This window comes from Chromobacterium subtsugae (genome assembly GCF_035919665.1).
GTDB classification, from domain to species: domain Bacteria; phylum Pseudomonadota; class Gammaproteobacteria; order Burkholderiales; family Chromobacteriaceae; genus Chromobacterium; species Chromobacterium subtsugae.
Genome location: NZ_CP142381.1, coordinates 2,661,379 through 2,687,549 on the forward strand (window position 1 = coordinate 2,661,379; position 26,171 = coordinate 2,687,549).

A 26,171-nucleotide genomic window follows, 5' to 3' on the forward strand; every position below is an offset into this window, starting at 1 on the left:
CCGATCCGGGCAGCATCCGGGCCGCGGCGAACGCTTAGCGGTGGTACTCGCCAGCGGCTTCCGGCTGGTAAACGATTTCCAGAACAGTCAGCCGGGTAGTGCCGGAGGGAGTCGGCCATTGCATGTCCTGGCCGATGGACAAGCCCAGCAGCGCCGCCCCGATCGGCGCGAGCACCGAAATCCGGCCTTGTTCGCTATCCGCCTCGCGCGGATAAACCAGGGTGAGCAGCTTTTCCTGGCCGTCGCCCAGGCGGATGCGGGCGCGGCTGTTCATGGTGATGACGTTTGCGGGCATGGCTTCAGGCTCCACCACCTCGGCACGCTCCAGTTCCGCTTCCAGGCGTCCGGCAACGGGGTGCCCCTGTTCGCAGGTTTCCAGCAAGGCGGCCAGACGCTCGTAATCGAGAGAGGAAACCGTGATGGCTGGGGTGATCGACATATGAGACTCCTTCAGATGGACAAAGGGCACCGCGACGGGTGCCCGATGGACAAATCCTGGATGGATTCATATCTTGATCATAAAGGATTCAAAGCTGCGCCAACAAGGCCGATCCCGCAATTATTTACCCCTCATCCCGTGGAACTTTTCCGAATATTGCCTCACCCTAGCAGTGACAAGGCGGCTTGCGGCGCGATGTTGGCCTGCCGCTGCGCCAGGGCCGCCGACTGGCCTAGTATCTGCTGCGAAGCCAGCTGCGCGCTGGCGGCGGCGTAATCCGCATCGCTGATCCGGCTGTTGGCGGCCTGCGTGCTGATGTTGGAGGTCTGCAGATTGTCCACCACCGAGTTGAAACTATTGTTGACCGCTCCCAGCGTGGTCCGTTGCGTGCCGATGGCATTCAGGTCGCTCTGGGCGGATTGCTGGGCTGCCAGCGCGTTGGCCTGGGTGGTGATGTCTATGGTGTTGGTCGCCGCCAGGTTGGCGTTGTAGCTGTTGAGACCGCCGGATGCCGGCGCCGCCGACAGATTGATGCCGGGCACCGTGAGCTGATTGGAACTGGTGCCGTTCGGCCCCACCTGAAATGTGGTGGCGTTGCCGCCGGTCAGCAGCGGGGTGCCGTTGTACTGGGCGCTCTGCACGATTTGCGAGTTGGCCTGAGTCAGTTGGTCCACCTGTTGCTGCAGCGCCTGGCGGTTGCTGCCGCTGAGGGCGCCGTCGCCGGCCTGGATCGCCAGGGCCTGGATCTGCTGGGTGTTGCTTTGCAATTGCCCAAGGGCCGAATCCGCGGTTTGCACCAGGGAAACGCCGTCGTTGGTATTGTTCAACGCTTGATTGTTGCCGTTGATCTGAGCCTGCAGTTGCTGCGAGATCGCCTGATTGGCCGCATTGACCGAGGCCTGGCCAGATCCCAGTTCCGCCAGTGATTGCTGGATGGACTTCTGGGTCTTGCTCAGCTGGGTCTGTCCGGCCAGCGAGGCCAGATTGCTATTGATGGTCAGTGACATGGTGCTTCTCCCGCAGACGGACTGCTCAAGACAATACTATTGGTTCAGTTTAGAAACAATGGCTTGCCGACACAATGGCAATTTAAAAATCGCAACAATTCTGTCGCCGTCGCGGTTATCGCGCCAATAAAAAACCCGCGCGGCGCGCGGGTCGGACGGCAGGCATTTGACAACGCCGGGCTTATTTGAACGAAGGCTTTTCCGGCGTGCCCGCGGACTGGGTCAGGATTTCATAGCCGGTTTCGGTAACCAGCACCGTGTGTTCCCACTGCGCGGACAGGCTGCGGTCCTTGGTGACCACGGTCCAGCCGTCGGCCAGCATGCGCAGGTGGCGTTTGCCCTGGTTGATCATCGGCTCGATGGTGAAGATCATGCCGGCCTGGATTTCCAGCCCGGTGCCCGGGCGGCCGTAGTGCAGGATCTGCGGCTCCTCGTGGAATTTCTTGCCGATGCCGTGGCCGCAGAATTCCTGCACCACGCTGTAGCCGGCGGCTTCGGCGTGCTGCTGGATCGCGTAGCCGATGTCGCCCAGCTTGACGCCCGGCTTGACCTTTTCGATGCCTTTCCACATGCATTCGTAAGTGATCTTGCACAGACGGCGTGCGTGCGGGCTGACTTCGCCGACGTAGAACATCCGGCTGGTATCGCCGTGGTAGCCATCTTTGATGACGGTGATGTCCAGGTTGACGATGTCGCCGTTCTTCAGCGGCTTGTCGTTGGGGATGCCGTGGCAGATGACGTGGTTGACCGAGGTGCAGATGGACTTGGGGTAGGGGATGTGGCCATCCGGCGCGTAATTCAGCGGCGCCGGGATAGTGCCTTGCTCGCGCACCATGTAGTCATGGCACAGCTTGTCTATCGCTTCGGTGGTGATGCCGGGCTGGATGTGCGGAGTGATGAAGTCCAGAACCTCGGAGGCCAGGCGGCCGGCGATCCGCATTTTTTCGATGTCCTGGGCGTCTTTCAGTTGAATAGCCATTTTTTGATAATGCCTGTTGTTTTCAGTGGGTGGCAGGGTTTGGCAGGGGGGCTGGCCGGGCAAATTCGAGAATTGCCCAACCAAACCATCAAGCCTCGTCCGGCTGCTAATGATTGGTATTCCCCCATTCTACACCAGTTGGCCAGCGCTCTCATTGCCAAGCGCCTGGCCGAGCGGTTGGCCGGATGCCCGGCGGTGGCTCTTGTCCGAATGCGCAGCTACGTAAGGATGTTGGCATAATGAGGGGTCTAGCCCAATTGGAGCCCGCCATGATTTCTCCGCATGCCGTCCCAGTCGATCTGCTGCTGGCCTATTCGTCTTATCTGCTGGGCGCGGCCAGCCCCGGGCCCAGCAATCTGGCCATCATGTCCGCCGCCATGCACGCGGGGCCGCGCCCGGCGCTGATGCTTGCGCTTGGCGTCGTTTGCGGCTCGCTGTTCTGGGGCTGCCTTGCCGCTCTGGGCTTGTCGGCGGTGCTGGCCGACAGCGCGATGGCCCTGTTGGCGATCAAAATGGCCGGCGGGCTTTACCTGTTCTGGCTGGCGTATCGTTCCGGCCGCACCGCCATCGCCGGTCTGCGCGTGCCGGCGGGTATGCCGGGCGGGGAAGCTGGACGGAAGATGTTTCTGCGCGGCGCCGCCATGCGCCTGACCAATCCCAAGGCGATTTTCGTCTGGTTATCCATTGTCGCGCTGGCTATGCCGGCCGGCGGCTCGCTGCGGGATGGGCTGTGGATGGTGGCCGGGTGCGGGGCGATAGGGCTGCTGGTATTCGGCGGCTACGCGGCGGTGTTTTCGTTGCCGCGGGTGCGGGAGGGCTTTTTGCGGGTGAGCCGCTTGTTCGATGGCGCGTTGTCCGTGTCGTTCGCTTATGCCGGCTGGCGCATGCTGGCATCGGCGCTCAAGCCCGCGCAGGCGTGATTGCGGCATGATAAAAACAAAGCCCGCCGGATGGCGGGCTTTGGCTTGGAGCGGGCACTCCGGATTTACTTTTGCTCCAGATGGTAGCGGCTCACCAGTTCCACTTCTTCCTTGGAGCCCAGGAACACCGCCACGCGCTCGTGCAGTTTCTGCGGCTGGATGTCCATGATGCGCTGCAGGCCATTGGTGGCCGCGCCGCCGGCCTGTTCGATGACGAAGGCCATCGGGTTGCCTTCGTACATCAGACGCAGTTTGCCGGCCTTGCCCGGGTCGCGCGCATCCTTCGGATACATGAAGATGCCGCCGCGGGTGATGATGCGGTGCACTTCCGCCACCATCGACGCTACCCAGCGCATATTGAAATCGCGGCCGCGCGGGCCGGTGCTGCCAGCCAGCAGTTCGTCCACATAACGGCGCACCGGCGCTTCCCAGTGACGCATATTGGACATGTTGATGGCGAATTCGCCGGTGCGCTCCGGCACCTGCATGTCCGGGTGGGTCAGCACGAAGGAGCCGTGCTCGCGGTCCAGCGTGAAACCGTGGACGCCGCTGCCGAAAGTCAGCACCAGCATGGTTTGCGGGCCGTACACGGTGTAGCCGGCGGCCACCTGGCGGGTGCCGGGCTGCAGAAAATCGGCCTCGCTAGGTTGCGTCACGCCTTCCGGGCAGCGCAGGATGGAGAAGATGGTGCCTACCGAGATGTTGACGTCGATATTGGACGAGCCGTCCAGCGGATCGAACATCAGCAGGTATTCGCCTTTCGGGTATTCGCCGGGGATGTGGTAGGGCAGTTCCATCTCTTCGGAAGCCATCGCCGCCAGGCTGCCGCCCCATTCATTGGCGTCCAGCAGAAAGTCGTTGGCGATCACGTCCAGCTTCTTCTGCGCCTCGCCCTGCACATTGCCGGTGCCGGCTTCGCCCAGCACCCCGGCCAGCGCGCCCTTGTTGACCGAATAGCTGATCGCCTTGCAGGCGCGGCCAACGGTTTCGATCAGCAGGCGCAATTCCGGCGGCAGCGTGCCGGCCTTGCGTTGCTGTTCGATCAGAAAGCGGGAGAGGGTGATGCGGCTCATGTCGTTCCTTCGGGAATGGGTGGGTGCGCAAATGGTAATGCCGGCGCGCTGCCGGGCACAACGCGGCATTATAGCGAATAAGTCGGCGGCCGGGCTTGGGAAGGGCTATCAAGAAGCTAGTAGTTTTACGTAGGAGCCGCCATGCTCTCCCGCACTATCGCGCTGCTGCTGTTCAGCTTGGCCGCCTGGTCCGCCCCCGCTCCCGCGCTTACCATTTATACCGAAGACTGGCCGCCCATCACCTTCCAGCGCAATGGCGTGGCTGACGGCATGGCGGTGGAGGTGGTGCGGGAAATCCAATCCCGCATTCATGACAACAGCCAGATCGAAGTGGTGCCCTGGGCGCGCGGCTACAAGGAACTGCTGACTAATCCTGGCGTGATGCTGTTCACCGTCGGCCGCAACGAAGCGCGGGAGAGGCAGATGTCGCTGCTGGGGCCGATAGCGGTGTCGCAAACGGTTTTGCTGGCGCGCAAGGGCGAAGCGGCGAAACTGCTGGCGCTGGGAGCCGGCATTTACCAGCGCCCGGTCGGCGCCTATCGCGGCAGCATCTTCGCCGATGCCGCATCCGCGGCTGGCTTTGTGGAAGTTGACTTGGCGCCGACGCCGCAGGTGACGGCGCAGAAGTTGCTGCTGGGCCGCTACGATATGTGGGTGGAGGGCGGCTTCGTGGTGTCTTCGGTATTGAAGGACATCCATCAGCCGTCGGACTCGGTGGAGTTGGTGCGCGTGCTGGAATCGCTTGAGCTCTACCTGGCGTTTTCCCGCGGCACTCCGGCCGACGAAGTCAAACGCTGGCAGGACGGCTTTACCGCCATCAAGAAGGACGGCGCCTACAAGCGCATCTACAACAAGTGGCTGCCGCGCGATGCCGCGCCCATGGACGTCAGGCTGATAGGCGTGCCGCCCGGGCCGGTCCGCTAGGCGCCGGCCTCGCTTTCCAGCCAGCGGCAAAACGCCGACACGGTGGGGTCTTCCGCCGCCATGCGCGGCACCACCCAGCAATAATCGCGCACCGTCACCACCGGCTCCGGCAACGGCGACACCAGAAAGCCGGCGTCTATCTGCGCCTGCCCCATCGGCATCGGCCCCAGCACCACGCCCAGCCCATCGGTAGCCGCCTGCAAAGCCAATGAGAACTTGTCGAAATGCATGCTGCTGGCCGGCTTCAGCTCCGGCACGCCGGCCAGCGTCAACCAGCGCGGCCAGGCGGTGGGCCGGGTATCGGCATGCAGCAGGGTGTGGGCGGTAAGGTCGGCCGGGCTGTGCAGCGGTATGCGCGCCAACAGCGCCGGGCTGCACAGCGGCAGTTCCCACTCTTTCAAAAAGGGTTTGGCGATATGGCCCGGCCAGTCTCCCGGGCCGCGGCGGATGGCCAGATCGAACGGCGCGTCCAGTCGGCTGATGTCGCGGTCCGATGTGGCCAGGTGCAGCTCCAGGTCGGGAAAGCGGGCGCGAAATCCGCCCAGCCTGGGCAGCAGCCAGTAGCTGGCGAAAGTGGGGGTGGAGTTGATGCTCAGCCGGCGCTGATTATTGGGCTGCAGCAGCTGCGAAGTGGCGTTGGCGATCAGGTCCAGGCCATCTTGCACCTGCACCAGGTAGCGCCAGCCGGCGTCGGTCAGCTTGACGCGGCCGCCGCTGCGCTCGAACAGCAAAATCCCCAGCCAGTCCTCCAGCTGCTTTATCTGTTTGCTCACAGCGCCATGGGTGACGAACAGCTCTCCGGCAGCGGCGGAAAAGCTCTCCAGTCGGGCTGCGGCTTCAAAAATCCGCAGGGAGTTCAATGGGGGGTATGTGCTCATGCTGTGATTTTAACTCACAATCCATGTTGCCATTACTCGTTTGTATGCAATCGTCTAAACGCGTAATCTTCAGTCACTACAAAGAGCATCATTCACTACGCCATCCGCGAGGAATGGTGCAAAATCGCCGGGTGAAGCTTGCCAGCCGCATGGCTTGCAGCGGCAAGCTTGCCAACAACCAAGCCAAGAAGGTCCCAAGTCATGCTAGAAGCTTATCGTCAGCACGTTGCCGAGCGCGCAGCGCTGGGCATCCCGCCCCTGCCGCTGTCCGCGAAGCAGGTTGAAGAACTGGTCGAACTGCTGAAAAATCCGCCCAAAGGCGAAGAAAGCACCCTGGTCGACCTGATTACCCACCGCGTGCCGCCGGGCGTGGACGACGCCGCCAAGGTCAAGGCATCCTTCCTGGCTGCCGTCGCCGAAGGCAGCGTGCAGTCGCCGCTGGTTTCGCGCGAACTGGCCACCGAACTGCTCGGCACCATGCTGGGCGGCTACAACATCAAGCCGCTGATCGACCTGCTGGACGACGCCGCCGTCGCCAAGATCGCCGCCGCCGGCCTGAAGAAAACCCTGCTGATGTTCGACTCCTTCCACGACGTGAAGGAAAAAATGGACAAGGGCAATGCCGTGGCCAAGGAAGTGGTTGAGTCCTGGGCCAACGCCGAATGGTTCACCAGCCGTCCGGAAGTGGCCGAGAAGATCACAGTCACCGTATTCAAGGTGCCGGGCGAAACCAATACCGACGACCTGTCGCCGGCGCCGGACGCCTGGAGCCGTCCGGACATCCCGCTGCACTACCTGGCCATGCTGAAAAACCCGCGCCCGGACGCCAAGTTCGTGCCGGAAGAAGAGGGCAAGCGCGGCCCGATGCAGTTCATCGACGACCTGAAAGCCAAGGGCAACCTGGTGGCTTACGTCGGCGACGTGGTCGGCACCGGCTCCTCGCGCAAATCCGCCACCAACTCGGTGGTGTGGGCCACCGGCCAGGACATCCCTTACGTGCCGAACAAGCGTTTCGGCGGCGTCACCCTGGGCGGCAAGATCGCGCCGATCTTCTTCAACACCCAGGAAGACTCCGGCTCGCTGCCCATTGAAGTGGATGTATCCAAGCTGGAAATGGGCGATGTGATCGACATCTACCCGTACAGCGGCAAGATCGAGAAGAACGGCGCGACCGTCGCCGAGTTCAAGCTGAAATCCGAAGTGATCCTGGATGAAGTGCGCGCCGGCGGCCGCATCAACCTGATCATCGGCCGCGGCCTGACCTCCAAGGCGCGCGAAGCGCTGGGCCTGCCCGCGTCCACCGCCTTCCGCCTGCCCAAGTCGCCGGTTGATTCCGGCAAGGGCTTCACGCTGGGCCAGAAGATGGTCGGCCGCGCCTGTGGCCTGCCGGAAGGCAAGGGCGTGCGTCCGGGCACCTACTGCGAACCGAAGATGACCACCGTCGGCTCGCAGGACACCACCGGCCCGATGACCCGCGACGAGCTGAAAGACCTGGCCTGCCTGGGCTTCTCCGCCGACCTGGTGATGCAGTCGTTCTGCCACACCGCCGCTTACCCCAAGCCGGTGGACGTCAAGATGCACAAGGAGCTGCCGTCCTTCATTTCCACCCGCGGCGGCGTATCGCTGCGCCCGGGCGACGGCGTGATCCACAGCTGGCTGAACCGCCTGCTGCTGCCGGACACCGTCGGCACCGGCGGCGACAGCCACACCCGCTTCCCGATCGGCATTTCCTTCCCGGCCGGCTCCGGCTTGGTGGCCTTCGCAGCCGCCACCGGCGTGATGCCGCTGGACATGCCGGAATCGGTGCTGGTGCGCTTCAAGGGCAAGCTGCAGCCGGGCGTCACCCTGCGCGACCTGGTCAACGCCATTCCGCTGTACGCGATCAAGCAGGGCCTGCTGACCGTGGCCAAGGCCGGCAAGAAGAACATCTTCTCCGGCCGCATCCTGGAAATCGAAGGCCTGCCGGATCTGAAGGTCGAGCAAGCGTTCGAGCTGACCGACGCTTCCGCCGAGCGCTCCGCCGCCGGCTGCACCGTGCACCTGAACAAGGAGCCCATCGTCGAGTACATGCGCTCCAACATCACCCTGATGAAGGCGATGATCGCCGACGGCTACCAGGACGCGCGCACGCTGGAACGCCGCATCAAGTCCATGGAAGAGTGGATCGCCAAGGGCCAGCTGCTGAAGGCTGACGCCGACGCCGAATACGCGGCCGTGATCGAGATCGATCTGGCAGACGTCAAGGAGCCGATCGTCGCCTGCCCGAACGACCCGGACGACGTGAAGTTCATGTCCGAAGTGGCCGGCACCAAAATCGATGAAGTGTTCATCGGCTCGTGCATGACCAATATCGGCCATTTCCGCGCCGCTTCCAAACTGCTGGAAGGCAAGGCCGACATCCCGGTGAAGCTGTGGGTGGCTCCGCCGACCAAGATGGATGCCAAGCAACTGACCGAAGAAGGCCACTACGGCGTGCTGGGCCGCGCCGGCGCCCGGATGGAAATGCCGGGCTGCTCGCTGTGCATGGGCAATCAGGCCCAGGTGCGCGAAGGCGCCACCGTGATGTCCACCTCCACCCGCAACTTCCCGAACCGTCTGGGCAAGAACTCCAACGTGTTCCTGGGCTCGGCCGAATTGGCGGCGATCTGCTCCAAACTGGGCAAGATCCCGACGGTGGAGGAATATCAGGCCAATATCGGCATCATCAACGAGAAGAGCGCCGAGGTGTACCAGTACCTGAATTTCGATCAAATCGAAGAGTATCAGGAGCTGGCCGCCAGCAAGGCCTGACCGCCGGATCGGTTCGCCGCGTCCCGCCATCGCGCCGTCCGCCCGCAAGGGTGGGCGGCGTTTTTCATAGGCGCGCGCCTTGCCGAAAGCCTCTTGTCCCGGCAGGCATCCTTACGGCCAAGGCGCCGCGCAGGCGAGGGCGAAGAACTCCGTCCATCAGCCATAGTCCAAGCGAATCCCATCCGCATCGTCGCTGTTCCCCATTTCCACAGGAGCCGGTCATGCCCCTTAGCGCTGAAGACAGTTTACGCAAGTTCCCGCTGGCCTCCGGCCAGCAGGCCTGTTTCCACTCCTTGCCGGCATTGGCCGAACTGGGCGTCGGCGATGTCAGCCGCCTGCCGGTGTCGCTGCGCATCGTGCTCGAGTCGCTGCTGCGCAATCTGGATGGGCGGCGCATCACCGAGGAGCATGTGCGGCAACTGGCCAGCTGGCAGCCGCGGGCGGCGCGCAGCGAGGAGATCCCCTTCGTGGTGGCGCGCATCGTGCTGCAGGACTTCACCGGCGTGCCGCTGCTGTGCGATCTGGCGGCGATGCGCGGCGTGGCGGAACGCTTCGGCAAGCCGGCCAAGCTGATCGAACCCCTGGTGCCGGTGGACCTGGTGGTGGACCATTCGGTGCAGGTCGATCACTATCGCGAAGGCAATGCGCTGGATCTGAACATGCAACTGGAGTTCCGCCGCAATGCCGAACGCTACCGCTTCATCAAATGGGGGATGCAGGCGTTCGAGACTTTCCGGGTGGTGCCGCCGGGCATCGGCATCGTGCATCAGGTGAATCTGGAATATCTGGCGCGCGGCGTGCTGCGCAAGGATGAGGTTTATTACCCGGATACGCTGGTGGGCACCGATTCGCATACCACCATGATCAACGCGCTGGGCGTGGTCGGCTGGGGCGTGGGCGGCATCGAGGCCGAGGCTGGCATGCTGGGGCAGCCGGTCTATCTGCTGACGCCGGACGTGGTGGGAGTGCATCTGACCGGCAGGCTGCGCGAGGGCGTTACCGCCACCGATCTGGTGCTGGCTGTGACGGAGAGGCTGCGCCAGGCGCAGGTGGTGGGCAAGTTCGTCGAATTCTTCGGCGCGGGCGCCGCCAGCCTGACGCTGCCGGACCGCGCCACGCTGGCCAATATGGCGCCGGAATACGGCGCCACCATGGGTTTCTTTCCGCCGGACGAACAAGCGGCGGCCTATCTCGCCGCCACCGGCCGCAGCGAGGAGGAGGTCGATGCCTTCCGCCGCTATTTTCAGGCGCAGGGCCTGTTCGGCATGCCGCAGGCCGGCGCGATCGACTACAGCCAGACGCTGGAATTGGACCTGGCCGGCATTGTGCCCAGCGTGGCCGGCCCGAAACGGCCGCAAGACCGCATCGCGCTGCCGGCGCTGAAGTCCCGCTTCCATGAGCTGCTGGCGCAGCCGGCGTCCAGCGGCGGTTACGGCAAGGCCGGCGCCGCGCCGGCGTCGGATGGCGCGCTGGGACATGGCGCGGTGCTGATCGCCGCCATCACCTCCTGCACCAACACCTCCAATCCGGGCGTGATGCTGGCGGCCGGCCTGCTGGCGCAAAAGGCCGCCGCGCGCGGCCTGAAGGTGGCGCCGCGCATCAAGACCTCGCTGGCGCCGGGCTCGCGGGTGGTCACCGACTATCTGGACAAGGCCGGCCTGCTGCCGTCCTTGCAGCAGCTGGGTTTCCGGGTGGTGGCTTACGGCTGCACCACCTGCATCGGCAACTCCGGGCCGCTGGAGCCGGCGCTGGAGGCGGAAATCGCCGCCAAGGACCTGATCTGCGCCGCCGTGCTGTCCGGCAACCGCAATTTCGAGGCGCGCATCCATCCGGCTATCAAGGCCAATTTCCTGATGAGCCCGCCGCTGGTGGTGGCGTTCGCGCTGGCCGGCCGGGTGGACATCGACCTGGACAGCGAGCCCCTGGGCGTGGACAGCGCCGGCCGGCCGGTGTGGCTGCGCGAAATCTGGCCCAGCGGCCAGGAAGTGGCCGCCGCGCTGGCGCAGGCGACCGATCCGGCCACCTATCGCCGCCTGTACCAGGATTTTGTCGACAGCAATCCGCTGTGGAGCGGCATCGCCGCGCCGACCGGGCAGGCGTATGGCTGGGAGGATTCCAGCTATATCGCCGAGCCGCCGTTCTTCCAGGATTTTGCCCTGCAGCCGGCGGCGGTGCCCCAGGTGCAGGGCGCGCGGGCGCTGGCCATCTTCGGCGATTCGCTCACCACCGACCATATCAGTCCGGCCGGTTCGATCAAGGCAAGCTCCCCGGCCGGGCAATACCTGCAACAACGGGGCATCGCGCCCTTGGAATTCAACAGCTACGGCTCGCGCCGCGGCCACCACGAAGTGATGATGCGCGGCACCTTCGCCAATGTGCGCATCCGCAATCTGATGCTGCCGCCGGACGCCGACGGCAAGCCGGTGGAGGGCGGGTTGACGCTGAGCCAGCCGGATGGCACGCAGCGCTTCCTCTACGATGCGGCGATGGAATACCAGCGGACCGGCACGCCAACACTGATCTTCGCCGGCGAGGAGTACGGCACCGGCTCCAGCCGCGACTGGGCAGCCAAGGGCACTCGATTACTGGGAGTGAAAGCGGTCATCGCCCGCAGCTTCGAGCGCATCCACCGCTCCAACCTGGTGGGCATGGGCGTGTTGCCGCTGCAATTCACCGGTTCCGACAGCGCGGCCGGCTTGAAAGGCGATGAAGTGTTCGACTTGAGCGGGCTGGAGCAGGGCATCCAGCCGCGGCAAGCGGTGACGCTGACGGCGCGGAGTCCGGATGGGCAGACCCGGCAACTGTCGTTGCTGCTGCGCATCGACACCCCGGTGGAGGTGGAGTACTACCGCCATGGCGGCATTCTGCCCTATGTGTTGCGGCAGTTGCTGGGGGCGCGGTGAGCGTGTCCGCCTTGTCGCGGCGGCGCGATGCCGCGCACTCAACGCCGCGCCAGCGGCACGGTCAACAAGCGTTGATACTCTTTTCGCACGACGTCGTAGCATTCGCAGGTGCGTCGCTCCAGTCCGTCTCTATCCACAATGGTGATATGGCCGCGCGCATAGTGGATCAAGCCGGCTTTCTGCAGCTTGAGCGCGGCCTCGGTGACGCCCTCGCGGCGAACGCCCAGCATATTGGCGATCAGCTCCTGCGTCATGACCAGCTCATTGCCGGGCAGCCGATCCAGGCTCAGCAACAGCCAGCGGCATAACTGCTGATCCAGCGAATGGTGGCGATTGCATACGGCGGTTTGCCCCATCTGGGTGATCAGCGCCTGGGTATAGCGCAGCAGCAGGTGCATCATCGCCCCCGCTCGATTGAATTCGTCCTTCAAGATCTGGGCCTTCAACCGGTAGCCCGTGCCGGCGCTTTGCACCACCGCGCGGCTCGGCGTCGTCTCTCCGCCCATGAACAAGGCGATGCCGACAATGCCTTCATGGCCGACCACGGCGATTTCCGCAGAGGCGCCATCCTCCATCACGTAGAGCAGCGAGACAATGGCAGTGGTCGGGAAGTAAATGTGGCTTAGCGTGCAGCCGGGCTCATACAGCACCTTGCCCAATGGCATTTCCACCGGCTCCAGCTGCGGGGCCAGCCTTTGCCACTCGAGCTCTGGCAGGTCGGCGAGCACGCCATTGCGCCTGGGATCATCATTGCCGCTCATGTCTTCTCCAGTCTTCAAGCCATTTGAAAGCAAACCCCATTGCCGAAAGCGAGTCACAAGCGCGCGGGTTGGGGCAGGCCGTCATCGCCCTATCCATTGCGTTCTGCACCCAGGAGCAGTGATGTGCTTGAAATGACACAAGGCCTCAATATTCATCCCTATGTATGACAGCGTACAGATGGCGCGCGGCAAACGCGCCGATGCTAAAGCATAGCCAGCCCGGCGCTCAAATCCTCGGCAAGGAGTCCCGCCATGAATCCCATCACCTCGTTCATTGTCGCTGTTTTCTTTTTATCTGGCCTGCTGGCTTATGCGTCCAGCTATCTGCCGCTGGCCATTTTGCTTTGGGTATGCGCCGCGATCGTGGCGCAAGCCTTGCGCATGGCCAACACCTGGCAGAAATGCGTCGTGCTGCGCGCCGGCAAGCTGCGCGGCGTCAACGGACCCGGGCTGTTTCTGATCATCCCGGTCGTGGACCGCGTGGTGGCCACCATAGACGAAAGAATCCAGACCACCGCCTTCAATGCCGAGCAGGCGCTGACCCGCGACACGGTGCCGGTGAATGTGGATGCGATCATCTTCTGGCATGTGCATGATGCGCAGAAGGCGGCGCTGGCCATCACCGATTACACGCAGGCGATTGATAGAATCGCACAGACTTCCTTGCGTGAAATGATAGGCAGCTCGATGCTGGCCGTGCTGCTCAGCGACCGGCAAGGCACGGTCCAAGCGCTTTGCGCCAAGATCGCCGACAAAACGGCGGAGTGGGGCATCACCGTGCGCTCGGTGGAAATCCGTGACGTCGCCATCCCGGTGGCGCTGCAGGACGCCATGTCGCGCCAGGCGCAGGCCGAGCGGGAAAAACAGGCCCGGATCATCCTGGGCTCCGCCGAGGCTGAAATCGCCGGCAAGTTTGTCGAGGCGGCGAATATCTACGCGGAACATCCCACCGCGCTGCAATTGCGGGCGATGAACATTATCTATGAAACCACCAAGGAGCGCGGCACCACGATTCTGATACCCAGCGCCATGGTGGATAGCCTGAATCCGCTGGCCGCCATCGGCAAAAAGGCTTCGCCCCGCCATGCCGCGGCAGCCGCCGTGGCCAATCACGCCAGTCCGCTGAAGATCGATTTGGCCAAAACAGGCGGCACCCGTTAAGAGACAAGCGGTTTAGCGCCGCTTGCCGAAGGAGGCGCCATGCAACTGAATTTACTTGATCTGCATTGGTGGGGAGCCGGCCTGGCGATGTTGGGGCTCACCCATGCCACCATCGCTTCGGTCACTATCTTTCTGCACCGCCACCAGGCGCACCAGTCCTTGCGGCTGCATCCGCTGGCCAGCCATTTTTTCCGTTTCTGGCTATGGCTGACCACAGGCATGATCACCCGGGAGTGGGTCGCCATTCATCGCAAGCACCATGCCGCCACCGATACCCTCGACGACCCTCACAGTCCGCAATGTCTCGGCATCTGGAGGGTGCTGCTGGAGGGCAGCGAGCTGTACCGCCGCGCGGCCGGCGACCAGGCGATGCTGGATCAGTATGGCGGCGGCACCCCGGATGACTGGCTGGAGCGCCGGCTGTACGCCCGCCATTCCCGCTTAGGCGTCAGCCTGATGCTGGTGATCGACCTGCTGTTGTTCGGCCCCGTCGGTCTCAGCGTTTGGGCGGCGCAGATGCTGTGGATTCCCATTTTCGCGGCCGGCGTCATCAACGGAGTCGGCCACTATTGGGGCTATCGCTCATTTGCCACCAACGATTCCTCTCGCAACATCTTGCCATTGGGGCTGCTGATAGGGGGCGAAGAGCTGCATAACAATCATCACGCCTATGCCACGTCCGCCAAGTTGTCCATCCGCTGGTGGGAATTTGATGTCGGCTGGCTGTACATCCGCTTGCTCGCCTGCCTGGGCTTGGCCATGGTGCGCCAGCCGCTGGCGCCTCTGCGCCTGAATCCGCGCAAACTCCATTGCGACGAAGGAACGTTGAGCGCGGTGATCGCCCATCGTTATCTGGTATTGTCCCGATTCGACCACGCCTTGCGGCGGGTAGCGGCGGCGGAATTGCGCCGGCTTCGCTTTCGCCTGGAGGCGCTGCAACCTGCCGCAGGCGTCGAGGCCATCCGCCGATGGCTGCGCCACGCCGCGCGCGAGCCGCTGCCGGATTGCGAACTTTTGGAGCGGACACTGCCGCTCAGCATGGCGCTGAATACCATCTATACCATGAGAGCCGAGCTGGCATCATTGTGGGAGCGATCCGCCAATTCGACAGAGCAGTTGTCCGGTCAATTGGAAGACTGGTGCAAGCGCGCGGAAAACAGCGGGATTGATGGATTGTCGGAGTTTTCGCGGCAATTGCGAAAATATGATTTCTAGGCAGCGTCCCACCGGCCGCAGGATGCCAAGGAGACAGTATGAACGACAGCCGCCTTCTCCACGATTCGCACGAAGCGCCAAAAGCATGGCATGCGCTTGCCGCGGAACACTGGCTGGCGCCGTGGATAAGCCTTGCCGGCCCAGGATATGGCCAGACCGCCGATGCGGTGGATTCCGCATGGTCCAACACTTTCGATCAGATGCTGCATGCCCAGATGTCGCGCGCCACGCTGGGCATTTCCCCAGCCAGCCTCGCGCTGGCTTTTTACGATTGGGCGACACACTTCGCCATATCGCCTGGAAAATGGGCGCACCTGGCGGAGAACGGCACTGGCAAGTGGGCCAAGCTTACGCATTATCTGCCGCGCGCTTGCCTCGACTCGGCTTGCGCGCCCTGCATCGCGCCTCATGAGCAGGACAAGCGCTTCAGCGACGAGGCCTGGCAGCGCTGGCCGTTCAACTTGTATTCGCAAGCCTTTTTGCTGCAGCAGCAATGGTGGCTCAACGCCACCACCAGCATCCGCGGCGTATCCCCCCATCATGAGCAGGTGGTGTCCTTCGTGGCGCGCCAGTTGCTGGACATGATTTCCCCGGTGAATTTTCTGGCCACCAATCCTCTGGTGCAAGAGGCCACTTTTCTCGAGGGGGGACAAAATCTGCTGCGCGGCTGGCGCAACCTCCAGGAGGATTGGGAGCGCCGCAGGGCAGGGCTGCCGCCATGCGGCGCGGAGCAGTTCATTCCCGGCGAAACGGTGGCTGCCACGCCAGGCAAGGTTGTCTTCCGCAACCACCTGATGGAATTGATCCAGTACTCGCCCTGCACGCCGCGGGTGAGGACGCAGCCCGTGCTGTTCATCCCCGCCTGGATCATGAAGTACTACATCCTGGACCTATCACCGCGCAATTCCCTGGTGCGTTATCTGGTAGGGAAAGGCTACACCGTATTCATGATCTCCTGGCGCAATCCCGGAGCGGAAGACCGCAATCTGGGGATGGACGACTACCTGCGCCTCGGCATATTGGATGCGCTGGACGTCATCGGCCGAATCCTGCCTGATTGCCGGGTCAACGCCATCGGCTACTGCCTTGGCGGCACCTTGCTGGCCATCACCGCAGCTTACCTGGCGCGCGAGAACCATTCCGTCATCCAATCGATCACGCTGCTGGCGGCGCAAGTCGACTTCACCGAGGCCGGCGAATTGACGTTGTTCATCGACGAAAGCCAGATCGCCTTTCTGGAAGACATCATGTGGGACCATGGCTACCTGGACGCCAAGCAAATGGCCGGCGCCTTTCAGTTGCTGCGCTCCAATGATCTGATTTGGTCGCAGATGGTGCAGGAGTATCTGCTGGGCAAGCGCGAGCCGCTGACGGACCTGATGGCCTGGAATGCCGACAGCACGCGCATGCCGTGCCGCATGCACAGCGAATACCTGCGGCGACTGTTTCTCGACAATGATTTGTTTGAAGGGCGCTATCAGGTAGACGGCCGGCCGGTGGTGCTGCACGACATCCGGGCGCCGGTGTTCGTGGTGGCCACGGAAAAAGACCACGTCGCGCCCTGGCGTTCCGTTCACAAGATCAAGTTGGCATTGGATACCGACAGCCAGTTTCTCCTCGCCAGCGGCGGACACAATGCAGGCATTGTGAGCGAGCCGGGCCATCCCGGCAGGCATTTTCGCTTGTCGGCCTGCCGCAGCGAAGACCGCTATATCGACCCGGACACGTGGCTGCAAACAACCGCTCCGCAAAATGGGTCATGGTGGGAGGCGTGGGAGGAATGGTTAGGCAAACAGTCGGGCACGCTGTCGGCGGTGCCCGCGCTGGGTTGCGCGCAATATCCACCGCTAGAACCGGCGCCGGGACGCTATGTGCTGGAGCGTTAAAAAGCCCGGCGTCGGCAGCCTAGTTTTGCATGTCGGGCAGGGCAGGGGGCGGCGAGTTCAGCCGCCGCGGCGGGTGCGGTCCTGGGCCAGTCGTTCGTGCTCTTCGTCGCAGGGCTGCCAGCCTGCCTGCTTCAGCGCCTGATAAAGATGCTGGTAGGTTTCCGCTTCGTATTGCGGCGAGCAGCGATTGTCGGTGCGGGGTTGCCAGTTCACCCGATGTTTCCAGTTTTCCACATAGCGCGGCATCGCGTCGCCGTGATACTCGCCGCAGGTATGCGCGACTTCATGGCGCAGGTCGCGGGTGGCGGCGAATTTCGCAATGCGGATATGCGCCCATTGCATGTCCTGGTCGAAGCTGGTGCAGCCTTGCATGAAAGCGCCAATGACCCATATCCAGCGCGTCATGCCGCAGGCTTGGTGGATATCGCTGATCGAGGCGATATCGGCGGTAACCTTCAGCTTGGGAAAATCTTTTATCCGATTTTCCAAGGGCATTTTTCACCAGTTCTTGCCTTTGTACCTGCGGGAAGAGTCATTGTTAAATCCTTTTAATTAGCCATACACCACCATTGATGCGGCTGAACTGGATGATATAGACGTTATTTTTTAGTTTCAATTCCAGATAGGCCTGTCCGTTAATGAATTATTTTATCGCTTTATATTCTGCACTCTCGTTTATCCATTTCCTCTTGAACACTTCTTAGCTTGCTCCACACATCTTTTTCTTTGATGGTGCTATTCAGCTCCATGGTTGACCTGTAGTAGTCGCGCTGGTGACGTATTTCCGCGCATGATGGGGTGAGTCTTGTTGGTTGGTAGCTGATGACTGGCACCCGCTGGATGGTCGGTGCGGGCAGGGCTAATGATGGCGGGCTGGCCAACGAAGCCTCGCCACGGTCCCATGCGTTCCCGGTCACGCTCGTATTCTTCGTGCAGTTGCCTTATCGTCGTTGGTGAACATCACAACACTGCCAGTTCCATTGGTCCATGCAAAATTCGTCCTAGGGCTGAACACTCGTCGTTTCATTGCATGGGCTCCGCAAATTATTGAGCCCCGGCGGGCGGGGCTCTTTGTTGTTGCGGGTGCAGTTTTCGTCGTTTTTATCCGTATCGTCAATTTGACATAATATAGATTATGCGAACTTATAGATGCTTGCCGCCTCAACGCGCCCGCGCCGATTAAAGCCGTGCCCGCCCCCATCTCGCAGCATATACGGCACTTCCGCTCCCAGGCATTCTCAGGGAAGCAAACAGCCCCGGCATGCCGGGGCTGTTTTGGGCGTATCGGGAGTCAGTCTCCGGCGCGCTCTGCCAAGCGCTGCGCCAACTGAGCCAAGGTCATGTCTGGATAATGCTTGCGCAGCAACTGGCTCAGTTCCTGCTCGAACCGTTGCCAGGGCGACTGGCTGTCGACAGCGCTTTCCACTGTCTGGCCTATCATCCCGGCGGCAACGGTGCCATTGCTCAGCCGATCGATCAGAATTAGGCTGCCGCTGCCGCGGCAACTGCGGTAGGAGTCGAAAACCGCGAGGCTATTGAGGGAAATGCGGCACAGACCTATCTCGTTCAGCGCCAGCGCCTCGGCCGGGCCGTTTTGCAGCGTATTGACATCGGTGCGGTGCAGGATCGACTCAATGCGGCCAGTCACGTATTTGCCGGCCAGTTTGAAACCATACTCCTTGCCCGGCCGTAGCGGTGTTTCGCCCATGGCTACCAGATGCGCGTCGAAACTCTGCGATACATGAGGCGCCGCCTCGTCGGCCCTTACCAGCATGTCGCCGCGCGAGATATCGATCTCATCCTCCAGGGTCAGCGTGATCGCCTGGCCCGACGAGGCTCTCGGCAATTGGCCGCCGTAAGTGACGATTTCCTTCACCCGGCTTTGCTTGCCGGAAGGCAGCGCCACGACGCGGTCGCCGGGGTGGATGCTGCCAGACGCCACCGTGCCGCAGAAGCCGCGGAAGTCCAGATTGGGCCGGTTGACATACTGCACCGGCAGCCGGAACGCATCCAGCGCCACATCATGGCTGACCTGGATGGTTTCCAACAGGTGCATCAGGGTCGGCCCCTGGTACCAGGGAGCGGCCTCGCTGCGGCTGACCACATTGTCGCCGCGCAGCGCGGACAGCGGCACGAAATGGATGTCGGGAATGTCCAGGTGTTCGGCAAAAGTCAGGTAGTCGTCGCGGATGCGGTTGAACACGCTTTCGTCGTAATCCACCAGGTCCATCTTGTTGACCGCGACGATGACGTGGCGGATGCCCAGCAAGCTGACGATGTAACTGTGGCGGCGGGTCTGCGTCTGCACGCCGCGCCGCGCGTCGATCAGAATGATGGCCAGGTTGCTGGTGGATGCGCCGGTGGCCATATTGCGGGTGTACTGCTCGTGGCCCGGGCAATCGGCGATGATGAATTTGCGCTTGTCGGTGCTGAAATAGCGGTAGGCGACATCGATGGTGATGCCCTGCTCGCGCTCCGCCTGCAGGCCGTCGACCAGCAGCGCTAGATCGATGTTCTGATCGGTGGTGTTGTATTTTTTGGAATCGCGCTCTATCGCTGCCAACTGGTCTTCGAAGATCAGCTTGGAATCGTGCAGCAAGCGCCCTATCAGCGTGGACTTGCCATCATCCACGCTGCCACAGGTGATGAAGCGCAGCATGTCCTTGTTTTCATGCTGGCGCAGGTATTCCAGGATGTCCCCGGAAATCAGTTCGGATTGATGCGACATCAGAAATACCCTTCCATTTTCTTCTTTTCCATCGAGCCGGCGCTGTCATGGTCGATCAGCCGGCCCTGCCGCTCTGAAGTGCGCGTCAGCAGCATTTCCTGTATCACTTCGGGCAAGGAGGCGGCGGCGGACTCCACCGCCCCGGTCAGCGGGTAGCAACCCAGGGTGCGGAAGCGCACCTTGCGGGTTTCGATGCGAGCTTTTTCTTCCGGCGTCAGATATTCGAGAATGCGATCATCGTCGATCATGATCAGCATGCCGTCTCGCTCCACCACCGGCCGCTCGGCGGCGAAATACAGCGGCACGATCTCGATGTTTTCCAGGTAGATGTATTGCCAGATGTCCAGCTCGGTCCAGTTGGACAGCGGGAACACGCGGATGCTCTCGCCCTTGTCTATCTTGCCGTTGTAGATGTTCCACAATTCAGGCCGCTGGTTTTTCGGGTCCCAGCGGTGGTTCTTGTCGCGAAAAGAGTAAACGCGCTCCTTGGCGCGGCTTTTTTCCTCGTCGCGGCGCGCGCCGCCGAAGGCCGCGTCGAACTTGTGCTTGTTCAGCGCCTGCTTCAGGCCTTCGGTCTTCATCACGTCGGTGTGCTTGGCGCTACCGGCGGTGAAGGGATTGATGCCTGCGTCCACGCCGTCCTGATTGACATGGATGATCAGATCCCAGCCGTTTTCCTTGGCCTGCTTGTCGCGCAGCGCGATCATGTCGCGGAATTTCCAGGTGGTGTCCACGTGCATCAGCGGGAACGGCGGCTTGCCCGGATAGAAAGCTTTCTTGGCTAGATGCAGCATCACCGCCGAATCCTTGCCGATGGAGTAAAGCATCACCGGGTTTTCGAATTCCGCCGCCACCTCGCGGATGATGTGGATGGACTCGGCTTCCAGTTGTTGCAGGTGAGTCAGCCTTGCTTGATCGATATCCATGCTTGCAGCCTTTTCTTTGATGGACTCAATCTACCGGAAACATCCGGGGACGTTCAAAACCGATTGGATATATCAATATAAACTTAGCAAATCTTAAAATATGAAATCGAAGAATAAACGTTTCCGCCAGCAAGCCGCCTGGCAAGCGGTGTAACATGAAAAAAAGCCGGCAAGAGGCTCAAGTTGCCGCCAAACCGGCCGATAGCGATTCAAAGAACTTTACCAAAACAACGACAGCAGCACCCGTCCGTGATGACAGCTTGGCAGCTCATTCGCCCTACTTTGCAACATGCCGGCCTGATGGCAGATCAGACCGGGGTTTGGGAGACGACGTCATGTCAGCTTCATCCATCAGCAGTAACGTCGGCCCGCTGGACGTCCAGTCCATTGTCAGCCAGCTGGTCGCCGCCGATTCGCAGCCGCTTACCCAAAGCCAGCAGCGCGTCTCCAATTACCAGTCCGAACTGAGCACGCTCGGCCAGGTCAGCTCCGCCTTGTCCGCGCTGCAGACCGCGGCGACCACCCTGTCGTCCGGCACCTTTCTGCAGCAATTCGCCGCAACCTCGTCGGACAGCACGGTAGCCAATGTCTCCACGACCTCGGGCGGCACCGCCGGCTCCTACGTATTGAACGTGACCCAGCTGGCGCAAGCCCGGCAGCTGGTTTTCGACCAGAACTCCAACGGTTCGCCCATCACCAATGAAAACGCGGCGCTGAGCGGCGCGCCCAGTTCGCTGACTTTCAACATCGGCGGCACCAGCAGCACGGTCAACCTGAGCAATGGCGGCAGTCCGGTAACGCTGTCCTCCATCGCCAGCAGCATCAACGGCGCCGGCATCGGCGTGAACGCCTCCATCGTGCAGTACAACAACAACTACTCGCTGGTGCTCAACTCCGCCCAGGCTGGCCCCAGCAATGCCTTTACCATCACCGCCGGCGGCACCGACAGCAACGGCACCTCGGGCAACACCCTCGCCGGACTGCAGCAAAGCAGCACCGCGGCCACCGAGTCGACCAATGCGCAAAACGCGCTGATGACCGTGAACGGCGTCAACGTGTCGTCCAGCAGCAATGCCGTCAGCAATGTGATTACCGGCGCGACGGTCAATCTGGAAAAATTGGGCCAGGTGACGGTGAACATGAGCCAGAATACCGCCAACATCACCTCCACGCTGCAGACCTTCGTCTCGGCCTACAACCAGGTGGTGTCGGCGACCAACTCCGCCACCACCAGCTCGAAGACCGTGGGCAGCACGCCGGCCAATACCGACATCAGCAGCGATCTGACCGGCCTGCAGGAACAGCTCGCCGGGATCCTCGGCACTCCGGTGGCCGGCGCCGATCCGGTCAACTCCTTCGCCTACTTGGCGCAAGTGGGCATCACCCAGAACGCCGACGGCACGCTGGCGCTGAATTCCACCACCTTCAATTCGGCGCTGTCGTCGAACCCGGGCGCGGTGACCAATCTGTTCGGCAACGCCCAGAACACCGGCATCGGCAACGTCTTCAACACCGCCATCAACAATCTGCTAGGACCGACCGGCTTGGTAACCATCGACCAAAACAACCTGAATTCCCAGGTGACCAGCGAACAGCAATTGCAAAGCCAGCTGCAAAGCCAGCTCTCCAATGAGCAGAGCAGCCTGCTGACGGAATACTCCAATCTCAACAGCGAACTGGCGCAAATGGAGCAAGCTTCCACCAGCATGGCCAATCTGGTCGGCTGATACCTTTTCCTCTCCCGGGCGGCCTTCATGCTGGAGGCCGCCTTTTCTTTTGCCGTATACTCTTGGCCATTCCGCCACCAGCGCCAGGCCCGGAACTCCCAGCCGGCCGCCCCGTCCGACTTCCATGACACCAGACATCAATCATTCCCGCCGTCAGCTGCTGCAGTGCCTTGCCCTCGGGGCCGGCGCCGGGATCCTGCAAGGATGCCGCTCTATGCCGGATCAAAACGCCCTGCCCACCCGCGTCGCCAACACCCGCCTCTACCTGACCGCCTGCTCCGGCATCGTGCCGCCGAAGCAACGCCAGCTGGCGCTGCCGCGGCTGGCCCAGGCAGGCTTCCAGCTGGAAAACACCGCCGCGCTCGAACGCAGCCATCAACGCTTCGCTGGCACCGACGCCCAGCGGCTGAGCGATTTGCAAACCCTGCTGACCGAACCGCAATTGCCGCCGCTGGTCTTGGCGGCTCGAGGCGGCTATGGCGCGATGCGGCTGCTGCCGCACCTAGACTTCTCGCGGCTGGGGGCGCGGCTGAAGGAGTCCCGATCCTCACTGGTGGGCTACAGCGATTTTTGCGCCATCCAGTTGGCGGTGCTGGCCAAGAGCGGCGTCGGCAGCTTCGCCGGCCCGATGCTGGGCGATTTCGGCGCCCCCAGCCCCAGCCCTTATGCCATCAACGAGTTCTTCAGCGCGATCACCACGCCGCAACGCAGCCTGCGCATCGCGGCGGCGCAACCGCAGCCCCAAGGCCGCGGCGAAGGCATTTTCTGGGGCGGCAACCTCAGCGTGCTGTCCAGCCTGGCCGGCACGCCCTATCTGCCGGAAATCCAGGGCGGCCTGCTGTTTTTGGAGGATGTCGGCGAACAGCCGTACCGGGTGGAGCGCATGCTGCAGCAATTGCATCTGGCCGGCGTGCTGTCGCGCCAGAAAGCCATTTTCCTCGGCGACTTCTCGATGCAAAAGCATGTCGACGTCTACGATCCGCATTACAACTTCGACGCGGTGGTGGCCGAGCTGCGGCGCATCAGCGGCGTGCCGGTCTTCACCGGCGTGCCTTTCGGCCACATCGCCAACAAGACCACGCTGCCGCTGGGCTATCCGGCGCGCTTCCATTCCGATGGCGGCGGCCTGAGCCTGCAATTCTTCGACTACCCCACTCTCTCGCCGGCGGGATTGCAGCCGGACGCCATGCTGGGCCCCCAGTTGGCCTAAGGCAACATGCCAAGCGCTTGACTGCGCGGCGCGAGTGGTGCAGTTTGGCTGCTTTCCGCCCAGTCAGCGGCATTGTCCTAATCTGGAGACTGCATGGCCCGTAATCACCAACCCTTGGCCGGCCTGGTTCTGGCCGGTTTGCTGTCCCCTTGCCTCGCGGCGGAAAGCGGCTACCAAACGCCGCCGTCGGAGCTGGCGGCCATCGTCGATGCGCCGCGCACGCCGTCGCAGTCGCTCAACCCTCAGCGCGACACCATTTTGCAAATCCACCGCCCCGGCCTGCCCGGCATCGCTGACGTATCGCAGCCGGAGCTGCGGCTGGCCGGCTTGCGGCTGAATCCCAGGATGCATGCCGGCAGCCGTTTCGAATTCGGCACGGCGCTGACCCTGCTCACTCTGGCCGACGGCAAGAGCCGCCCGGTCTCCGGCCTGCCGGCTTCCCCGCGCATCGCCGACAGCCAATGGTCGCCGGACGGCAAACGGGTGGCGCTGAGCCTGTGGGGCGACAAAGGCGTGGAGTTGTGGCTGCTGGACGTCTCCCAGGCGCGGGCGCACCGGCTGGGCAGCTTCCATCTCAACGCCAGCAGCGGCGCGGGATTCTCCTGGTTGGGCTCGCAATTGCTGGCGAAGCTGCGCCCCGCCGAGCAAGGCCCGGCGCCGGAGAAGCCGACGATCCCGGCCGGCCCCAACATCCAGCAAAGCCTGGGTGGCAAGCTGTCGCAAACCCGCACTTATCCTGACCTGCTGAAAACCCCTTATGACGCCGACTTGCTGGATTACGAGCTGACCAGCCAGCTGGCGCTGGTGGACCTGAACGGCAAGGCAAACCGCATCGGCAAACCCGACCGCTACCTGGCGGTGCGCCCATCGCCCGACCGGCAATACCTGCTGTCGGTGCGCTTGCAGCGCCCCTACTCCACGCTGGTGCCGATCAGCCGCTTCCCGCAACGGATAGAAGTGCTGGACATGAAGGGCCGCAGCGTCCACCTAGTGACACAGCGCCCGCTGCTGGAGCGCCTGCCTTCCGGCAACGACGCGGTGGAAACCGGCCCGCGCGAAGTGGAGTGGCGCGCCGACGCGCCGGCGTCGCTGTTCTGGGCCGAAGCCCAGGACGGCGGCGATCCGGCCGCGGCGGCCAAGGTCCGGGATGCCCTGTACCTGCAAGCGGCGCCGTTCACCAAGCCGCCGCTCAAACTGCAGGAGCTGGCCAGCCGTTTCGCCGACATCCAGTGGGGCCGCGACGATCTGGCGCTGGTCAGCGAATACTGGTGGAAAACCCGTGACATCAAGACCTGGCGCATCCAGCCGGGTCGCCCCGGCCAGGCCGCGGAATTGCTGAACAGCCGTAAATCCGAAGACCGTTACGCCGATCCGGGCGTGCCGGCGATGATCAGCAACGGCCGGGGCCAGTCGCTGCTGCAAACCAGCGCCGACGGCGACAGCCTCTACCTGCTGGGCGACGGCGCCAGTCCGGAAGGCGACCGCCCCTTCATCGACGCATTCAGTCTGAAAACCAAGCAAAGCAGTCGGCTGTGGCGCTCGCAGGCGCCGTGGTTCGAACAGCCGCTGGCAGTGCTGAGCAGCGGCAAGGCGCTGCTCAGCCGCGAGCAGGTGGAGCAGCCAGCCAATCTGTATATCAAAACATTGGGACAGAATGACGGCCTGCGCCAGCTGACCTTCTTCACCCACCCCACGCCCCAACTCAAGGGCGTGCAGAAGCGGCAGCTGCGCTACAAGCGCGCGGACGGCGTCGACCTGACCGCCACCCTGTATCTGCCGCCCGGCTACGACGCCAAGCGCGACGGCCCGCTGCCGATGCTGATGTGGGCCTACCCGGCTGAATTCAAGAGCGCCGAGGCCGCCAGCCAGGTCACCGATTCGCCGTACCGCTTCAACCGCATCGGCTACTGGGGACCGGAGCCCTTGCTCGCCCGCGGCTATGCGGTGCTGGACGACCCCACCATGCCGATCGTAGGCGAAGGCAGCAAGGAGCCGAACGATAGCTACCTGCCGCAGCTGAAAATGGACGCGCAGGCGGCGGTGGATGAGGTGGTGAGGCTGGGCGTCGCCGACCGCGACCGCATCGCCATCGGCGGCCACTCCTACGGCTCCTTCATGACCGCCAACCTGCTGGCGCACACCCGGCTGTTCCGCGCCGGCATCGCCCGCTCCGGCGCTTTCAACCGCACGCTGACGCCGTTCGGCTTCCAATCCGAAGAGCGCAACTTCTGGCAGGCCAAGGACGTGTACCAGACCATGTCGCCGTTCAATTACGCAGACCAGATCAAGGACGCGCTGCTGATGATACACGGCGAGGCCGACAACAATCCCGGCACTTTCCCGATCCAGAGCGAGCGGATGTACCAGGCGCTGCAGGGCCTGGGCGGCACTGCCCGCTTGGTGATGCTGCCGGCGGAAAGCCACGGTTACCGCGCCCGCGAGTCCATTCTGCACATGCTGTGGGAGGAGGACCGCTGGCTGGATCAGTATGTCAAGCACGCCAAGCCGCGCGAAGCGGATAGCGCCGCCAAGCCATAGCGCCTCCCACCCATTCAGCAGCCCGGCCCCGCCGGGCTTCTTCTTTTTAGCAGCGCCAAATCTCATGGATGCCGTTTTTTTCATACACACATATTTTTGGCTTGCG

Annotated in this window: 19 protein-coding genes; 10 read left to right on the forward strand and 9 right to left on the reverse strand. The window is 62.8% G+C overall.

Translation table 11 applies throughout. The annotated features are described in order from the left end of the window. Positions 1-34: 34 nt before the first annotated feature. From rnk to map, 3 genes are all read right to left on the reverse strand, one after another. On the reverse strand, positions 35-439 hold the full coding sequence (rnk, locus tag U6115_RS12830; RefSeq protein ID WP_043572188.1) for a nucleoside diphosphate kinase regulator: 405 nt from the start codon (positions 437-439) through the stop codon (positions 35-37). 161 nt (positions 440-600) lie between these two features. Beyond that, positions 601-1,446, reverse strand: a complete 846-nt coding sequence (locus U6115_RS12835) for a flagellin N-terminal helical domain-containing protein (protein WP_043572186.1) — start codon at positions 1,444-1,446, stop codon at positions 601-603. Positions 1,447-1,627: 181 nt separating this feature from the next. Further along, positions 1,628-2,461: a type I methionyl aminopeptidase gene (map, locus tag U6115_RS12840; RefSeq protein WP_255361819.1), complete on the reverse strand. Its 834-nt coding sequence runs from the start codon at positions 2,459-2,461 to the stop codon at positions 1,628-1,630. A 233-nt stretch (positions 2,462-2,694) separates the two neighbouring features. On the opposite strand from map, the gene U6115_RS12845 reads away from it, so the two are divergent. After that, positions 2,695-3,345 (forward strand): LysE family translocator, encoded by a 651-nt coding sequence (locus tag U6115_RS12845; RefSeq protein ID WP_043572181.1) that lies wholly within the window; start codon positions 2,695-2,697, stop codon positions 3,343-3,345. Positions 3,346-3,410: 65 nt separating this feature from the next. On the opposite strand, the gene U6115_RS12850 is transcribed toward U6115_RS12845, so the two are convergent. Then, the gene (locus U6115_RS12850; RefSeq protein WP_043572179.1) at positions 3,411-4,418 is read right to left on the reverse strand and encodes a class 1 fructose-bisphosphatase; all 1,008 of its coding nucleotides are present in this window, start codon (positions 4,416-4,418) and stop codon (positions 3,411-3,413) included. A 141-nt stretch (positions 4,419-4,559) separates the two neighbouring features. Between U6115_RS12850 and U6115_RS12855 the strand changes: the two genes are divergently transcribed. Beyond that, positions 4,560-5,342: a substrate-binding periplasmic protein gene (locus U6115_RS12855; RefSeq protein ID WP_052257909.1), complete on the forward strand. Its 783-nt coding sequence runs from the start codon at positions 4,560-4,562 to the stop codon at positions 5,340-5,342. On the opposite strand, the gene gcvA is transcribed toward U6115_RS12855, so the two are convergent. After that, positions 5,339-6,220 carry a transcriptional regulator GcvA gene (gcvA, locus tag U6115_RS12860; protein ID WP_043572176.1) on the reverse strand — a complete coding sequence of 294 codons (882 nt, stop codon included), beginning with the start codon at positions 6,218-6,220 and terminating at the stop codon, positions 5,339-5,341. The two genes, U6115_RS12855 and gcvA, sit on opposite strands and share 4 nt — an antisense overlap. 201 nt (positions 6,221-6,421) lie before the next feature. On the opposite strand from gcvA, the gene acnB reads away from it, so the two are divergent. Together acnB and acnA are read left to right on the forward strand one after the other, a co-directional pair. Next, a complete protein-coding gene (gene acnB / locus U6115_RS12865; protein ID WP_043572173.1) occupies positions 6,422-9,010 on the forward strand; it encodes a bifunctional aconitate hydratase 2/2-methylisocitrate dehydratase in 2,589 nt (862 codons plus the stop codon). A gap of 221 nt (positions 9,011-9,231) precedes the next feature. Continuing rightward, positions 9,232-11,913 carry an aconitate hydratase AcnA gene (acnA, locus tag U6115_RS12870; protein WP_043572170.1) on the forward strand — a complete coding sequence of 894 codons (2,682 nt, stop codon included), beginning with the start codon at positions 9,232-9,234 and terminating at the stop codon, positions 11,911-11,913. Positions 11,914-11,951: 38 nt separating this feature from the next. Here the strand turns inward: acnA and U6115_RS12875 are convergent, their stop codons facing one another. Then, positions 11,952-12,674, reverse strand: a complete 723-nt coding sequence (locus U6115_RS12875; protein ID WP_043572167.1) for a Crp/Fnr family transcriptional regulator — start codon at positions 12,672-12,674, stop codon at positions 11,952-11,954. A gap of 252 nt (positions 12,675-12,926) precedes the next feature. Here U6115_RS12875 and U6115_RS12880 point away from each other — a divergent pair, with 252 nt between their 5' ends. From U6115_RS12880 to U6115_RS12890, 3 genes are read left to right on the forward strand one after another with little or no spacing between them, the layout of a single operon-like run. Continuing rightward, positions 12,927-13,835 carry a slipin family protein gene (locus U6115_RS12880; RefSeq protein ID WP_080770146.1) on the forward strand — a complete coding sequence of 303 codons (909 nt, stop codon included), beginning with the start codon at positions 12,927-12,929 and terminating at the stop codon, positions 13,833-13,835. A 39-nt stretch (positions 13,836-13,874) separates the two neighbouring features. Then, positions 13,875-15,050: a DesA family fatty acid desaturase gene (locus tag U6115_RS12885; RefSeq protein WP_043572165.1), complete on the forward strand. Its 1,176-nt coding sequence runs from the start codon at positions 13,875-13,877 to the stop codon at positions 15,048-15,050. Between the two features lie 38 nt (positions 15,051-15,088). Then, a complete protein-coding gene (locus U6115_RS12890) occupies positions 15,089-16,936 on the forward strand; it encodes a PHA/PHB synthase family protein (RefSeq protein ID WP_080770145.1) in 1,848 nt (615 codons plus the stop codon). A gap of 57 nt (positions 16,937-16,993) precedes the next feature. Here U6115_RS12890 and U6115_RS12895 read toward each other — a convergent pair whose 3' ends face one another. The 3 genes from U6115_RS12895 to cysD form a co-directional block, all read right to left on the reverse strand. Continuing rightward, positions 16,994-17,425 carry a hypothetical protein gene (locus U6115_RS12895; protein WP_146008291.1) on the reverse strand — a complete coding sequence of 144 codons (432 nt, stop codon included), beginning with the start codon at positions 17,423-17,425 and terminating at the stop codon, positions 16,994-16,996. A gap of 802 nt (positions 17,426-18,227) precedes the next feature. Then, positions 18,228-19,664, reverse strand: a complete 1,437-nt coding sequence (cysN, locus tag U6115_RS12900; RefSeq protein ID WP_043572160.1) for a sulfate adenylyltransferase subunit CysN — start codon at positions 19,662-19,664, stop codon at positions 18,228-18,230. Then, positions 19,664-20,590 carry a sulfate adenylyltransferase subunit CysD gene (gene cysD / locus U6115_RS12905; protein WP_043572157.1) on the reverse strand — a complete coding sequence of 309 codons (927 nt, stop codon included), beginning with the start codon at positions 20,588-20,590 and terminating at the stop codon, positions 19,664-19,666. Before cysD ends, cysN begins: the two co-directional genes overlap by 1 nt. Before the next feature lie 335 nt (positions 20,591-20,925). Here cysD and fliD point away from each other — a divergent pair, with 335 nt between their 5' ends. The 3 genes from fliD (at position 20,926) to U6115_RS12920 (ending at position 26,065) form a co-directional block, all read left to right on the forward strand. Further along, the gene (gene fliD, locus U6115_RS12910; RefSeq protein ID WP_043572154.1) at positions 20,926-22,317 is read left to right on the forward strand and encodes a flagellar filament capping protein FliD; all 1,392 of its coding nucleotides are present in this window, start codon (positions 20,926-20,928) and stop codon (positions 22,315-22,317) included. A 214-nt stretch (positions 22,318-22,531) separates the two neighbouring features. Further along, the gene (locus U6115_RS12915) at positions 22,532-23,527 is read left to right on the forward strand and encodes an LD-carboxypeptidase (protein WP_230623323.1); all 996 of its coding nucleotides are present in this window, start codon (positions 22,532-22,534) and stop codon (positions 23,525-23,527) included. Between the two features lie 93 nt (positions 23,528-23,620). Beyond that, on the forward strand, positions 23,621-26,065 hold the full coding sequence (locus U6115_RS12920; RefSeq protein ID WP_043572150.1) for an alpha/beta hydrolase family protein: 2,445 nt from the start codon (positions 23,621-23,623) through the stop codon (positions 26,063-26,065). Positions 26,066-26,171: the final 106 nt, after the last annotated feature.

Coding starts and splice junctions, on each gene's coding strand:
- rnk (WP_043572188.1), bottom strand. CDS start 439: ATGTCGATCACCCCAGCCATCACGGTTTCCTCTCTCGATTACGAGCGT.
- U6115_RS12835 (WP_043572186.1), bottom strand. CDS start 1,446: ATGTCACTGACCATCAATAGCAATCTGGCCTCGCTGGCCGGACAGACC.
- U6115_RS12845 (WP_043572181.1), top strand. CDS start 2,695: ATGATTTCTCCGCATGCCGTCCCAGTCGATCTGCTGCTGGCCTATTCG.
- U6115_RS12850 (WP_043572179.1), bottom strand. CDS start 4,418: ATGAGCCGCATCACCCTCTCCCGCTTTCTGATCGAACAGCAACGCAAG.
- U6115_RS12855 (WP_052257909.1), top strand. CDS start 4,560: ATGCTCTCCCGCACTATCGCGCTGCTGCTGTTCAGCTTGGCCGCCTGG.
- gcvA (WP_043572176.1), bottom strand. CDS start 6,220: ATGAGCACATACCCCCCATTGAACTCCCTGCGGATTTTTGAAGCCGCA.
- acnB (WP_043572173.1), top strand. CDS start 6,422: ATGCTAGAAGCTTATCGTCAGCACGTTGCCGAGCGCGCAGCGCTGGGC.
- acnA (WP_043572170.1), top strand. CDS start 9,232: ATGCCCCTTAGCGCTGAAGACAGTTTACGCAAGTTCCCGCTGGCCTCC.
- U6115_RS12875 (WP_043572167.1), bottom strand. CDS start 12,674: ATGAGCGGCAATGATGATCCCAGGCGCAATGGCGTGCTCGCCGACCTG.
- U6115_RS12880 (WP_080770146.1), top strand. CDS start 12,927: ATGAATCCCATCACCTCGTTCATTGTCGCTGTTTTCTTTTTATCTGGC.
- U6115_RS12885 (WP_043572165.1), top strand. CDS start 13,875: ATGCAACTGAATTTACTTGATCTGCATTGGTGGGGAGCCGGCCTGGCG.
- U6115_RS12890 (WP_080770145.1), top strand. CDS start 15,089: ATGAACGACAGCCGCCTTCTCCACGATTCGCACGAAGCGCCAAAAGCA.
- cysN (WP_043572160.1), bottom strand. CDS start 19,664: ATGTCGCATCAATCCGAACTGATTTCCGGGGACATCCTGGAATACCTG.
- cysD (WP_043572157.1), bottom strand. CDS start 20,590: ATGGATATCGATCAAGCAAGGCTGACTCACCTGCAACAACTGGAAGCC.
- fliD (WP_043572154.1), top strand. CDS start 20,926: ATGTCAGCTTCATCCATCAGCAGTAACGTCGGCCCGCTGGACGTCCAG.
- U6115_RS12915 (WP_230623323.1), top strand. CDS start 22,532: ATGCCGGATCAAAACGCCCTGCCCACCCGCGTCGCCAACACCCGCCTC.
- U6115_RS12920 (WP_043572150.1), top strand. CDS start 23,621: ATGGCCCGTAATCACCAACCCTTGGCCGGCCTGGTTCTGGCCGGTTTG.